The organism is Kitasatospora sp. NBC_00374 (assembly GCF_041434935.1).
Taxonomy (GTDB): Bacteria; Actinomycetota; Actinomycetes; order Streptomycetales; family Streptomycetaceae; genus Kitasatospora.
In genome coordinates, this window is record NZ_CP107964.1 from 5,234,609 (window position 1) to 5,247,700 (window position 13,092).

The 13,092-nt window shown below is 71.9% G+C and carries 10 protein-coding genes and 1 tRNA gene; 5 read left to right on the forward strand and 6 right to left on the reverse strand.

The features are described from left to right. Positions 1-112: 112 nt before the first annotated feature. The 3 genes from OG871_RS23585 to OG871_RS23595 all read left to right on the forward strand — a co-directional run bounded on the left by OG871_RS23585 (position 113) and on the right by OG871_RS23595 (position 5,582). Entirely contained in the window at positions 113-3,067 is a 2,955-nt protein-coding gene (locus OG871_RS23585; protein WP_371498991.1) for a UPF0182 family protein, read from the forward strand. A 56-nt stretch (positions 3,068-3,123) separates the two neighbouring features. Continuing rightward, positions 3,124-3,197 (forward strand) — tRNA-Met (locus OG871_RS23590). Between the two features lie 408 nt (positions 3,198-3,605). Further along, complete coding sequence (locus OG871_RS23595) at positions 3,606-5,582, forward strand: sel1 repeat family protein (RefSeq protein ID WP_371498992.1); 1,977 nt, start codon at positions 3,606-3,608, stop codon at positions 5,580-5,582. An 18-nt stretch (positions 5,583-5,600) separates the two neighbouring features. On the opposite strand, the gene OG871_RS23600 is transcribed toward OG871_RS23595, so the two are convergent. Beyond that, positions 5,601-6,011 (reverse strand): Fur family transcriptional regulator, encoded by a 411-nt coding sequence (locus OG871_RS23600; protein WP_371498993.1) that lies wholly within the window; start codon positions 6,009-6,011, stop codon positions 5,601-5,603. Positions 6,012-6,113: 102 nt separating this feature from the next. Between OG871_RS23600 and OG871_RS23605 the strand changes: the two genes are divergently transcribed. Next, positions 6,114-7,592 (forward strand): catalase, encoded by a 1,479-nt coding sequence (locus OG871_RS23605; RefSeq protein WP_371498994.1) that lies wholly within the window; start codon positions 6,114-6,116, stop codon positions 7,590-7,592. 90 nt (positions 7,593-7,682) lie between these two features. On the opposite strand, the gene hisN is transcribed toward OG871_RS23605, so the two are convergent. The 5 genes from hisN to OG871_RS23630 form a co-directional block, all read right to left on the reverse strand. Next, positions 7,683-8,480 (reverse strand): histidinol-phosphatase, encoded by a 798-nt coding sequence (gene hisN, locus OG871_RS23610; RefSeq protein ID WP_371498996.1) that lies wholly within the window; start codon positions 8,478-8,480, stop codon positions 7,683-7,685. A gap of 77 nt (positions 8,481-8,557) precedes the next feature. After that, positions 8,558-8,881, reverse strand: coding sequence for a multidrug efflux SMR transporter (locus OG871_RS23615; RefSeq protein WP_371498997.1), 324 nt, complete (start codon positions 8,879-8,881; stop codon positions 8,558-8,560). Positions 8,882-9,008: 127 nt separating this feature from the next. Beyond that, positions 9,009-10,064, reverse strand: coding sequence for a ribosome small subunit-dependent GTPase A (gene rsgA / locus OG871_RS23620; protein WP_371498999.1), 1,056 nt, complete (start codon positions 10,062-10,064; stop codon positions 9,009-9,011). A 16-nt stretch (positions 10,065-10,080) separates the two neighbouring features. Continuing rightward, on the reverse strand, positions 10,081-11,400 hold the full coding sequence (gene aroA, locus OG871_RS23625) for a 3-phosphoshikimate 1-carboxyvinyltransferase (RefSeq protein ID WP_371499001.1): 1,320 nt from the start codon (positions 11,398-11,400) through the stop codon (positions 10,081-10,083). Positions 11,401-11,464: 64 nt separating this feature from the next. Further along, positions 11,465-12,178, reverse strand: a complete 714-nt coding sequence (locus OG871_RS23630; RefSeq protein ID WP_371499003.1) for a M50 family metallopeptidase — start codon at positions 12,176-12,178, stop codon at positions 11,465-11,467. Between the two features lie 144 nt (positions 12,179-12,322). Between OG871_RS23630 and OG871_RS23635 the strand changes: the two genes are divergently transcribed. Further along, positions 12,323-13,072: an SOS response-associated peptidase gene (locus OG871_RS23635; RefSeq protein WP_371499004.1), complete on the forward strand. Its 750-nt coding sequence runs from the start codon at positions 12,323-12,325 to the stop codon at positions 13,070-13,072. Positions 13,073-13,092 lie beyond the last annotated feature (20 nt).

Below are 13,092 nucleotides of genomic sequence, written 5' to 3' on the forward strand. Positions count from 1 at the left end.
GATCTCGTTCCTCTCCATGGGAACTCCGGTAAAGACCGATTAAGTTGCACTGGAGTCCAACCCAAGACGACATTCACGACCCAACAGCAGAGGTGCCACCTTGGTATTCCAGATGCCGGATCGCCCGGGGCCGGGCTTCCGTGCCAGAGTCGGCCCGCCCTCCCGTCGCACCAAGGTGCTCCTGCTGACCGCAGGCGTCCTGGCCGTGCTGTTCCTGCTGTTCGTGATGTTCGCGGGTGTGTGGACGGACTGGCTGTGGTTCAAGTCGGTCCACTATTCCTCGGTTTTCACCTCCCAGCTGTGGACGAAGGCCGGCCTGTTCGCGGTCTTCGGCCTGCTGATGGCCGTGATCGTCGGCGCCAACCTCTGGCTGGCGCACCGGCTGCGGCCGCCGCTGGCCGCGATGTCGGTCGAGCAGCAGAGCCTCGACCGCTACCGGATGGGCGTCGCGCCCTACAAGAAGTGGCTGCTGATCGGCGCCTCGCTGCTGGTCGGGCTGATCGGCGGCGCCGCCGCCTCCGGGCAGTGGCGGACGTGGATGCTCTGGACCAACGAGACGGCGTTCGGGGTGAAGGACAGCCAGTTCCACCTGGACGTGTCCTTCTACGCCTTCGAACTGCCCTGGTACGAGTTCCTGCTGGGCTTCGCGTTCAGCGCGGTGATCGTCTCGCTGCTGGGCTCCGTGCTGGTCCACTACCTGTACGGCGGTCTGCGGCTGCAGGGCCCGGGCCGGCGGGCCAGCGCCGGCGCGCAGGGGCACCTCGCCGTGCTGCTGGGCGTGTTCGTCCTGCTCAAGGCCGTGGCGTACTGGCTGGACCGGTACGCGCTCGCGGTGAAGTCCGGCTCGTACAAGGGCGTGGACGGGTGGACCGGCCTGCGGTACGTGGACGCCAACGCGTTCCTGCCGGCCAAGACCATCCTGTTCTTCGTCGCGATCATCTGCGCGCTGCTGTTCTTCCTCACCCCGATCCGCCGCACCTGGGCGCCGGCCCTGATCGGCTTCGGCCTGATGGCGCTGTCCGCCGTGCTGATCGGCGGGGTGTACCCGGCGATCGTGCAGCAGTTCCAGGTCAAGCCGAACGAGCAGGCCAAGGAGACGCCGTACATCCAGAAGAACATCGACGCGACCCGGCAGGCGTACGGCATCGCCGACAGCCAGACCCAGCAGTACGACCCGAAGGGCACCACCAGCGCCGACGCGCTGAAGCCGGACGCCCAGACGATCGCGGACATCCGGCTGCTCGACCCGAACGTGGTCGCGCCGACCTTCCAGCAGAACGAGGCGCTGCGGAAGTACTACGCCTTCCCGAAGACCCTGGACGTCGACCGCTACGGCAGCCAGGACACCGTGGTCGGCGTCCGTGAGCTGGACCTGGGCGGTGTCCAGCAGCGCAACTGGATCAACGACCACTTCAAGTACACCCACGGCTACGGCCTCGTCGCGGCCAAGGGCAACCAGGTCGACGGGCTGGGCAACCCGGTCTACACCGAGTCCTCGCTGCCGACCACCGGCACCCTCGGGGACTACCAGCAGCGGGTCTACTACGGCGAGAAGACCAGCACGTACTCGATCGTCGGCGGCACCAACGAGGAGATCGACTACACCTCGGAGTCGGGCGCCGCGCAGACCTACAAGTACACCGGCGGCAGCGGGGTGTCCCTGGACAACCCGCTGACCCGGGCCGCGTTCGCGGTGAAGTTCGCCGAGCCGCAGATCCTCTACTCGGGAGCGATCGCCGACGGCGCGAAGGTCATCTACGACCGCACTCCCAAGGAGCGGGTCGAGAAGGTCGCCCCGTGGCTGTCCATCGACGCCGACCCGTACCCGGTGGTGCAGGACGGCAAGCTGGTCTGGGTGCTGGACGGTTACACCACCTCGGACGGCTTCCCGTTCTCGTCCAAGACCACCCTTGGTGACGTCACCAAGGACTCGCTGACCGACCAGCGCGGCCGCACGCTGACCGCCGTCAACAAGGTCAACTACATCCGCAACTCGGTGAAGGCCACCGTCGACTCCTACACCGGCGAGGTGACGCTCTACCAGTGGGACGAGACCGACCCGGTGCTGAAGACCTGGATGAAGGCCTTCCCCGACACGGTCACCCCGAAGTCGGACATCCCGGCCGCGCTGATGCCGCACCTGCGCTACCCGCAGGACCTCTTCAAGGTGCAGCGCGACCTGCTCTCGCAGTACCACATGACCGACGCGAGCGGCTTCTTCAACGGCACCGACATCTGGCAGGTGCCGATCGACCCCACCACCAACACCGGTGAGGTCCAGCCGCCGTACTACCTGACCGTCCGGATGCCCGACGCGGCGGCGGCGAGCTTCTCGCTCACCACCAGCTTCGTCCCGAGCGGACGGGACAACCTGGCCGCCTTCATGGCCGTCAGCGCCGACCCGGGCCCGGACTACGGAAAGATCCGGGTCCTCAAGGTGCCCAGCGGCTCCGGGGCGCTCGGGCCGAAGCTGACCCAGGCGAAGTTCAACTCCGACCAGGCGGTGGCCAACCAGCTCACCCTGCTGCGGACGGGCACCGACTCCGACATCGAGTACGGCAACCTGCTGACCCTCCCGGTCGGCGGCGGTCTGCTCAACGTCGAGCCGGTCTACCTGATCGGACGCGGCGCCAGGGTCCCGGTGCTGAAGAAGGTGCTGGCGGTGTACGGCAACGACAACGTCGCGCTGGAGGACACCCTGGAGAAGGCGCTCACCAAGGTGTTCGGCAACGCCGCGGCCACCGCGCCGACCACCCCGACGGCGCCCACCACGCCGACCACGCCCGGCACCACCACGCCCACCACGCCGACCACGCCCACCCCGGGCACCGGTGACCCGGCGGTGACCAAGGCGATCCAGGACGCCCAGAAGGCGTACAACGACAGCCAGGAGGCGCTGAAGAGCGGCGACTGGGCCAAGTACGGCGAGGCCCAGAAGGCGCTGCAGGAGGCGCTCAACCGGGCGGCCGCGGCCCAGCCGACGGGCGGCGCCACCCCGGCGCCGGCCCCGAAGCCGACGGCCCCACCGACGGCCACGCCGACCGCGTCGCCGTCACCCGGTTCCTGAGCTGCGACAACCGATTGATGATCTGCCCCGCGTCCGTGCTACTGTTGAGTTACCGACGCGGGGTGGAGCAGCTCGGTAGCTCGCTGGGCTCATAACCCAGAGGTCGCAGGTTCAAATCCTGTCCCCGCTACTCAGTAGCAGAAGGCCCGGAGGATCAAATCCTCCGGGCCTTCGCCATGGGTGGCCGAAAGGCTGATCCACTCCGGTACGATGCGTGACCGGGGTTTGTGGGGCTCAGTGTCGGGAAATCGACAAAGCGCTGAAGCAATCTCGCCGGGCTTCGGCCCCGCTCTGTCACATTCGACCGGAGCAGGTGTACGCGGGTTGCGGGTGATGCGACGATGGAGCACATGGGGGACGCTGCGCGGCCGTTGACGGGCCGTCGACTCCGAGGGGCCCCTCGGAGGTCCCCCGGTCTCGGCGCCGGCCGATGGCTGGGGTGGGAGTTCTCCGGTCCTGGCCGATGGCTGGGGTGGGGGTCCCCCCGGCCGAAGGCTGGGGGAGGATGCCGCAGCACTCTGGGGGAGCGGGAGTCGGCATGAAGCTGATCGGCAGGAACGAGCGAGGAGCGGGAGACCCGGCAGACCGGGGTGCGGGCGCGAACAGCGCCATCGAGGCGGACACCGAGGGCTGGGCGATCAGCTCCGACGACACGCACACCGCCCTGCCCGCGCAGCGCACCACCGCCCGCACCGCACCGCGGCCCGAAGGCTTCGGCCCGGAGAGCCTGGTGCACATCTCCGCCCAGCAACTCGTCGACGCCATCGGCCCGTACGCGCACGGGACCGTCGACCCCGACGCGGAGACGGACCCGGACGCGACCAGCTTCGAGAGTGCGCTGGCCGCGCGCGAGCAGGCCGCACTGGAGTCCCGGCACCGGCAGGCCGCCGACTCCGGCGACCCCAACGCCGCCAGCCAGCTCGGCGCGCTGCTGCTGCGCCGCGGCGACCTCGCGGACGCCGAGCCGTACCTGCGCAGTGCGGCGGCCGCGGGGCTGCGGGCCGCGGCCAACAACCTGGGTGTCCTGCTGCACCAGCAGGGCCACCGTGCCGAGGCCGCGCAGTGGTGGCGGCAGGCCGCGGTGGCGGGCAGTGCCCCCGCCGCGCACGCGCTCGGCCTGCAGTTGCGCGACCAGGGTGAGGAGGAGGCGGCCGAGTACTGGCTCCACTTCGCGGCCGAGCACGGACACCCGCTCGGCGCCTACGCGCTGGGCGATCTGATGGAGCATCGGCGGGACGTCCGCGCCGAGCGCTGGTTCAAGGCCGCCGCCGACGCCGGGCACCGTGAGGCCGCCTACCGGCTGGCCCGGATGCGCGAGGCCGCCGGCGACAAGGAGACCGCCGAGACCTGGTACCGCACCGCCGCCGCCCGCAGCCACGCCCGCGCGGCGTTGCGGCTCGGCGTCCTGCTGGAGGAGCGTGCCCAGGAGGAGCCCGCGCTGATCGAGGAGGCCGCCCGCTGGTACCGGCAGTCGGCGCAGAACGGGGAGCCCCGGGCCGCGTGCGCGCTGGGCTTCCTGCTGCGCGACACCGGGGACCTGACCGCCGCCGCCGAGTGGTGGCAGGAGGCGGCCGAGGCGGGGGACGGCACGGCCGCCAACGCGCTCGGGGCCCTGCACGCCGGCCGCGGCGCCTCGGCCGAGGCCGAGCGGTGGTACCGGATGGCACTGGAGGCCGGCGACCACAACGGCGCGTTCAACCTGGGCCTGCTGTGTGCGGGCGCCGGCCGCGAGGCCCAGGCCGAGCAGTGGTACCGGCGCGCCGCGTACGCCGGGCACCGGGAGGCCTGCAACGCGCTGGCCGTGATCCTGCTCCAGCGCGGCGACGAGTCCGGCGCCGAGCCCTGGTTCTCCAAGGCCGCCGAGGCCGGCAGTGTGGACGGCGCCTTCAACCTGGGCGTCCTGCACGCCGGGCGCGGAGAGCAGCAGCAGGCGCACGAGTGGTACGCGCGCGCTGCCGCGGAAGGCCACGGCGAGGCCGCCCTCCAACTGGCCGTCGCCCAGGAGCAGCGCGGCCACCTGACCGCCGCGCTGGACCGCTACCGCCAGGCCGCGGCCGGCGGATCCGCCGAGGGCGCCTTCCGGCTGGCCTCGGTGCTGGACCGGCGCGGCGACGCGGACGCGGAGGCCGAGCACTGGTACGCGGTGGCCGCCGACGCCGGGCACCGCCGGGCCCAGGTCCGGATGGGGGTGCGGGCGGCGGAGCGCGGCGCGCTGGAGATCGCCGAGAGCTGGTACCGGCGGGCGGCCGAGGCGGGCAGCCGCAGCGCGGCCTTCAACCTGGGGCTGCTGTTGGCCCGTCAGGACTCCGAGGCCGAGGCGATGCTCTGGTACACCCGGGCCGCCGACGCGGGCCACGGGCGGGCCGCGCTGCGGCTGGCGCTGCTGGCACTGCGCCGGGGGGAGCCGGTGCAGGCGGAGAGCTGGTGCCGGCGGGCGGCCGAGTACGGGCCGGCCGAGGTGGCCGAGCGGGCGGCGCGGCTGCTCGGGGCGCTCAACGCGGAGCTCAGCGCCTGAGGCCGGGCGGCCGGGCTGTCAGCGGCAGTCGGGGCAGAGCCCGCGGTAGGTGATCTCGGCGCCCGAGATGACAAAGCCGAAGCGTTCGGTGGCGGGCAGCGCGGCGAGTGGATCACCCTGGGGGTGGACGTCGCGGATGGCGCCGCAGCCGGAGCAGATCAGGTGCTGGTGTGCGTGGTGCGCGTTGGGGTCGTACCGCTTGGCGCGCCCGTCGGTGGCGACCTCCAGCACCTCGCCGAGGCCGACGAGCTCGCCCAGGGTGTTGTAGACGGTGGCCCGGCTGATCTCGGGCAGCCGGTCGACCGCGCGCGCGTGCACCTCGTCGGCGGTCAGGTGGACGTGCTCACCGTCGAGGACCTCGGCCACCACGCGCCGCTGTGAGGTGAGCCGCCAGCCGCGGGTCCGGAGTCGTTCCAGCAGGTCACTCATGGGTCAAGGGTAGGGCACGATCTTAACTTGGTTCCAGTATTGACTTGGACAAAGTCCAAGCTAGGATCGATTCGTCACGACCGGATAACGCGGAGGCACGCCATGACCACCCAGGACGACCTGCGGCCCACTCTCACCACGGAGGCCGGCGCGCCCGTCGCCGACAACCAGAACACCGAGACGGCCGGCACGGGCGGCCCGGCGCTGATCCAGGACCAGTACCTCTTCGAGAAGCTCGCCCACTTCAACCGCGAGCGGATCCCGGAGCGGGTGGTGCACGCCCGCGGCGCCGGCGCCTACGGCACGTTCACGGTGACGGCCGACGTCACGCCGTACACCCGGGCGACGTTCCTGTCGCAGGTCGGCAAGCAGACCGAGACCTTCCTGCGGTTCTCCACCGTGGCGGGCAACCTCGGTTCGGCGGACGCGGTCCGCGACCCGCGCGGCTTCGCGCTGAAGTTCTACACCGAGGACGGCAACTACGACCTGGTCGGCAACAACACGCCGGTCTTCTTCATCAAGGACGCCATCAAGTTCCCGGACTTCATCCACACCCAGAAGCGCGACCCGTACACCGGCTCCCAGGAGGCGGACAACGTCTGGGACTTCTGGGGTTTCTCGCCCGAATCCACCCACCAGGTGACCTGGCTGTTCGGCGACCGCGGCATCCCGGCGACCCTGCGCCACATGAACGGCTACGGCTCGCACACCTACCAGTGGCAGAACGAGGCCGGCGAGTACTTCTGGGTCAAGTACCACTTCAAGACCGACCAGGGCATCAGGAACCTCACCCAGGCCGAGGCCAACGCGCTCGCCGGTGAGGACCCGGACAGCCACCAGCGCGACCTGCGCGAGTCGATCGAGCGCGGCGAGTTCCCGAGCTGGACGGTACAGGTGCAGATCATGCCCGCCGCCGACGCCGTGACCTACCGGTTCAACCCGTTCGACCTGACCAAGGTCTGGCCGCACGCGGACTACCCGCCGATCGAGATCGGGAAGCTGGAGCTCAACCGCAACCCCGACAACGTCTTCGCCGAGGTCGAGCAGTCGATCTTCTCCCCGGCGCACTTCGTGCCCGGCATCGGCCCCTCCCCGGACAAGATGCTGCAGGGCCGCCTGTTCGCCTACGCGGACGCCCACCGCTACCGCGTCGGCATCAACGCCGACCACCTGCCGGTGAACCGCCCGCACGCCGGCGAGGCACGCAACAACAACCGGGACGGCTACCTCTACGACGGCCGCCACGGCCGGCAGAAGAACTACGAGCCCAACAGCTTCGGCGGCCCCGTCGAGACCGGCCGTCCGCTCTGGGCCCCCACCCCGGTGACCGGCCTCACCGGCAACCACGAGGCCCCCGCGCACGCCGAGGACAACGACTTCGTCCAGGCCGGCACGCTCTACCGGCTGTTCTCCGAGGACGAGAGGCAGCGCCTGATAGCCAACCTCGCCGGCTTCATCGCCAAGGTCTCGGCCGACCGCGACGACATCGTCGAGCGTGCGATCGACAACTTCCGCCAGGCCGACGCCGACTACGGCCGGCGGCTGGAGGAGGCCGTCCGCGAGCTGCGCAAGCAGAAGTAGCGGGCCGTCAAGAGCTGCGGGCCCGGGAGCAGTTCGACTGCTCCCGGGCCCGCGACCAGTTCCGCGGCCGGTTCCGCCGCCGTCCTGCGCTCAGACGCTCAGCCGGCGCAGGGCCTCCTCGTGCAGCAGCCCGTTGCTGGCCACCGCGTCCGCGCCGTTCGGTCCGTCGTAGCCGTCCAACCCGGTGAAGCGGCCGCCCGCCTCCTGCACCACGATGCACGGCGCCGCCATGTCCCACAGGCTCAGCTCGGGCTCGGCCGCGATGTCCACCGCGCCCTCGGCGACCATCATGTACGACCAGAAGTCGCCGTAGGCGCGGGTGCGCCAGCAGGCCCTGGTCAGGTCCAGGAACGGGTCGAGCCGGCCGCGCTCCTCCCAGCCGCTGAGCGAGGAGTAGGAGAGCGAGGCGTCCCCGAGGTCGGCCACGCCCGACACCGAGATCCGGCTCGCCTTGGCCAGGCTCCGGCCGGCGTACGCGCCCAGGCTCCTGGCCGCCCACCAGCGGCGGTTCAGCGCGGGGGCGGAGACGATGCCCACCACCGGCTGCAGCTCGCCGTCCACGCCCTCCTCCAGCAGCGCGATCAGGGTGGCCCACACCGGTACGCCGCGGACGTAGTTCTTGGTGCCGTCGATCGGGTCGATCACCCAGCGGCGCGGGCCGGTGCCCTGCAGGCCGTACTCCTCGCCGAGCACCGCGTCGCGCGGCCGGGCCCGCTGGAGCACGCTGCGCACCAGCTCCTCCGCGGCCTTGTCGGCGTCGCTGACGGGGGTCAGGTCGGGCTTGGTCTCGACCTTGAGGTCCAGCGCCTTGAAGCGCTCCATGGTGATGGAGTCGGCCGAGTCGGCGAGGACGTGGGCGAGTCGGAGATCGTCGTGGTAGTCGGCCATGCTCGAACGATATCGAGCCCTCCACGATCCCGACAGCACGGCTCGCTCAGCGGACGGGCCCGGCGGATCGGCGCCGGTCAGTGCCCGCTGCCGCTGATCTGGAGGCCCACCACCCCGGCGATCACCAGGCTGATCGAGACGAGCTTGAGGGTGCTGCTGGACTCGTCCAGGAAGACCATGCCGTACACCGCCGTGCCGGCCGCGCCGATGCCGGTCCACACCGCGTAGGCGCTGCCGACCGGCAGGTACTTGAGCGACAGCGTGAGCAGACCGAAGCTGCCCAGGGCGAACGCGCAGAACGCGACGGTCGGCCAGAGCTTGGTGAAGCCGTGGCTCAGCTTGAGATTGACCGCGAAGCCGGTCTCCAGCAGACCGGCGAGGATCACCATGGCCCATGGCATCGCGCTGGCTCCCTGTCTCCCGGGGGACGGGACCGGTCGGTCCGACCTTCTTATGATCGCCAGGGCAGGGCCGTCCGACACCTCCGACCGGCCGAACGGTGGTTGCGTCCGGCGTCGCCGAGCGGAGTCAGTCGCCCTCGCCGGCCTCGCGGGTGGAGAGCAGCCGGCGCAGTGAGTACAGCCGGGCCGGATCGGCGTGGCCGTCCGCGACCCAGGCGTCCAGCGCGCAGTCCTGCTCGTCGTGGCTGCAGGCGCGCGGGCAGTCGGCGGTGCCGGGCTCCAGGTCGGGGAAGGCCAGGATGACCCGGGACGGGTCGATGTGCGAGAGCCCGAACGACCGGAAGCCCGGGGTGTCGATCACCCAGCCCGGGTCCAGCGCCTTCTTCGAGCCCGGCTTGGCCCCGGGCGGCGGCGGCAGCCGCAGGGCCAGCGCCGAGACGGTGGTGTGCCGGCCGCGCCCGGTGACCGCGTTCACCACGCCGGTGGTCCGCTGGTGCGCCGGGACCAGCGCGTTGACCAGGGTGGTCTTGCCGACGCCGGAGTGTCCGATGAACACGGTGGAGCGCCCGCGCAGGTGCTCCCGGACGGCCTCGGCGCCCGCCGTCTCCAGCTCGTCCCGCCGGGTGACCACGTACTGGATGCCCAGCGGCGCGTACGACTCCAGCAGCGGTTCCGCGGAGGCCAGGTCGGACTTGGTGAGCACCAGCAGCGGCTCCATGCCCGCGTCGTACGCGGCCACCAGACAGCGGTCGATCAGCCGGGGCCGAGGCTCCGGGTCGGCGAGCGCGGTCACGATGGCCAGCTGCTGGGCGTTGGCGACCACGATCCGCTCGTACGGGTCGTCGTCGTCCGCGGTGCGCCGCAGGACGGAGCTGCGCTCCTCGACCCGGACGATCCGGGCCAGCGTGTCGGCCTCGCCGGAGAGGTCGCCGACCACGTTGACCACGTCGCCGACCACCACGCCCTTGCGGCCCAGCTCGCGCGCCTTCATGGCGATGATCTGGCGTTCCTGCTTGGTACCCGCGTCCACCAGGCAGGTCAGCCGACCCCGGTCCACGGTGAGGATCATCGCCTCGGCGGCGTCCTCGTGCTTGGGCCGGATCCGGGTCCGCGGCCGGGAGCCCTTGCGGCCCGGGCGGTTGCGGATGTCGTCCTCGTCGGCGTCCTTGCCGTAGCGGCGCATGCTGTTCTACTTCCCGTCAGCTCTGGCCCAGCAGGTCGGCCCACATCTGCGGGAAGTCCGGCAAGGTTTTGGCGGTGGTCGCCACGTTCTCCACCTCGACGCCCTTGACCGCGAGGCCGAGTACGGCGGCGGCGGTGGCGAGGCGGTGGTCCTCGTAGGTGTGGAAGACGCCGCCGTGCAGAGTACGCGGGCGGATCCGCAGACCGTCCTCGGTCTCGGTGACGTTGCCGCCCAGGTCGTTGATCTCCTTGGCCAGCGCGGCGAGCCGGTCGGTCTCGTGCAGGCGCAGGTGGGCGATGCCGTACAGGTGGGACTCGGAGTCGGCCAGCGCGGCCACCGCGGCGATCACCGGGGTGAGCTCGCCGACGTCGTGCAGGTCGGCCTCGATGCCGTGGATCCGGCCGGTGCCGGTGAACTCCAGGCCCTCGTCCGAGAAGCGGCAGCTGCCGCCCATCCGCGTGTAGATCTCGCGGAGCTGGTCGCCGGGCTGGTAGGTGTGCTTCGGCCAGTCCCGGACGGTGACCCGGCCGCCCGTGACCAACGCGGCGGCGAAGAACGGGGCGGCGTTGGAGAGGTCCGGCTCGACCACCAGGTCACGGCCGATCAGGGCGCCGGGGGTGACCCGCCAGACGTCCTTCTCGCCGCCGTCCTCGGGGGCGTCCACCTGGCCGCCGGCCTTGCGGACCATGTCGACGGTCATCCGGATGTGCGGCAGCGAGGGCACGGTGCCGCCGATGTTCCGGATCTCCACGCCGTTGTTGTAGCGGGCCCCGGAGAGCAGCAGGGCGCTGATGAACTGCGAGGAGGAGGAGGCGTCCAGTTCCACCGTGCCGCCGTCCAGGGAGCCGGTGCCGTGCACGGTGAGCGGGAAGCCGCCGCGGCCGCCGTCGTCGATCCGCGCGCCGAGGGCGCGCAGCGCGTCGATCACGCCGTGCTGGGGGCGCTCGTAGCTGCGGGGGTCGCCGTCGAAGTGCACCGCGCCGTCGGCGAGCACCGCGAGCGGGGGCAGGAAGCGCATCACGGTGCCGGCGTTGCCGACGTCCACCTGGGCGGGCCCGCGCAGCCGGCCGGCCGGGATGACCCGCCAGGCCTCGCCGCCGCCGGTGCCGCCGCTGGCCGCGTTCACGGTCTCCTCGATACCGACGCCCAGTGCCCGCAGGCCGTCCGCCATCAGCTGCGAGTCACGGCTGCGCAGCGGGCGGCGGACCCAGCCCGGGCCGTCGGCGAGCGCCGCCAGCACCAGCGCGCGGTTGGTCGCGGACTTGGAGCCGGGGATGGTCACGGTCGCGTCGACGGCGGCGGTGGCGACAGGGGCGGGCCACAGGGAGTCGGTCATGCGGCAAGTCTAGGGGTGGTGGGTGTACCCGCCGGTGCGGCGGCCGGGGCGTGCCGGGAGTGGCTCAGCGGGTCGGCCAGTCCAGCAGCCAGCCGCTGCCGATCAGCAGGCAGACCAGGGCGATCACCAGGAACAGCGCGACCCAGAGCAGGGCGCTGACCCCGGTCAGCCGGGCCAGCTGGTCGGCGTCCGAGTCGGGTGCCCCGCCGTGCCGGCGCTTGCGCTGGAGCTCGACCACCGGCCGGACGCCGGCCAGCAGCAGGAACCAGACGCCGAGGTAGGCGAAGCCGGCCCGGAGCTCCTCGCCGCCGTACCAGGAGACCAGGACGAAGGCCGCGCCGGTGACCAGCACGGAGAGCACCCCGAAGGCGTTCCTGATCTTGATCAGCATTCCGGCGAGCAGCAGGATGGAGATCCACAGCAGTGCGGTGATCCGCCCGGCGGCCAGCAGCGCGGCGCCGCCCAGGCCCAGCAGTGAGGGCGCGATGTAGCCGGCCGCGGCGGTGAGGATCATGCCGGGGCCGGTCGGCGGCCCGGAGGAGAGGGTCAGTCCTGAGGTGTCCGAGTGCAGCCGGATCCCCGCCAGCCGCCGCCGGGTGAGCAGCGCGACCAGGCCGTGCCCGCCCTCGTGCGCGATGGTCACCACGTTCCGGCTCAGCCGCCAGGCCGGCTGCACCGCGACGGCGAGCAGGGCGGCGGCGGCCATGACCAGCACCAGCCAGCCCGGCGGCAGGGGCTGGGGGTCCGCCACCCGGTGCCACACGTTCGCGAAGTCCATCCCGTACCGCCCAAGTCCCTCGGTCCACTGCCGGACCGGCAGCCTCCCATGCAGGGACGGCGCGGCGGTAGCGCCCGGTTCTCTCCGATGCCGTTCCGTGAGACTGCGCCGTACGGGTGGGGCGGGCGTGGCAAGCTGATCGTCATGTGCGGTCGCTTCGCCTCCACCACCAAGCCCGAGGACCTGGTCGAGATCTTCGGGGTGGAGCAGTGGGATCCCACCGAGACGCTCGCCCCGAGCTGGAACGTGGCGCCCACCGACCCGGCCTTCGTGGTGCTGGAGCGCACTCCGAAGGGCCTGCCGGCGCCGGTCCGCCAGCTGCGGGTGCTGCGCTGGGGCCTGGTGCCGGCCTGGGCGAAGTCCCCGGACACCGCGGTCAAGATGATCAATGCCCGGGCCGACACCGTGCACGAGAAGCCCTCCTACCGGCAGGCCTTCGCCGCCCGCCGCTGTCTGCTCCCGATCGACGGCTACTTCGAGTGGCAGTCGACACCCGGGGCCAAGGGCCGGGCGGGCAAGCAGCCGTACTTCGTCTCCCGGGCCGACGGCGGCGTGCTCGCGCTGGCCGGTCTGTACGAGTTCTGGCGCGACCGCACCCTCCCCGCCGACCACCCGGACGCCTGGCGGGTCACCTGCACCGTGGTCACCACCGAGGCCGAGCCGCTGCTCGCCCCGATCCACGAGCGGATGCCGCTCTTCCTCGACCCGGCCGGCTTCGACGCCTGGCTGGACCCGGCCCGTACCGACCCGGACGAGCTGCGCTCGCTGCTCGTCCCGCCCGCGCCCGGCGCGTTGCGGGTGCACCCGGTGGGCACCGCCGTCGGTAACATCCGCAACAACGGTCCCGAGCTGGTGCGGGAGCTGACCGACGAGGACCGCACCACTCTCTTCTGAGCCGACTCCGGGAGCCCCGC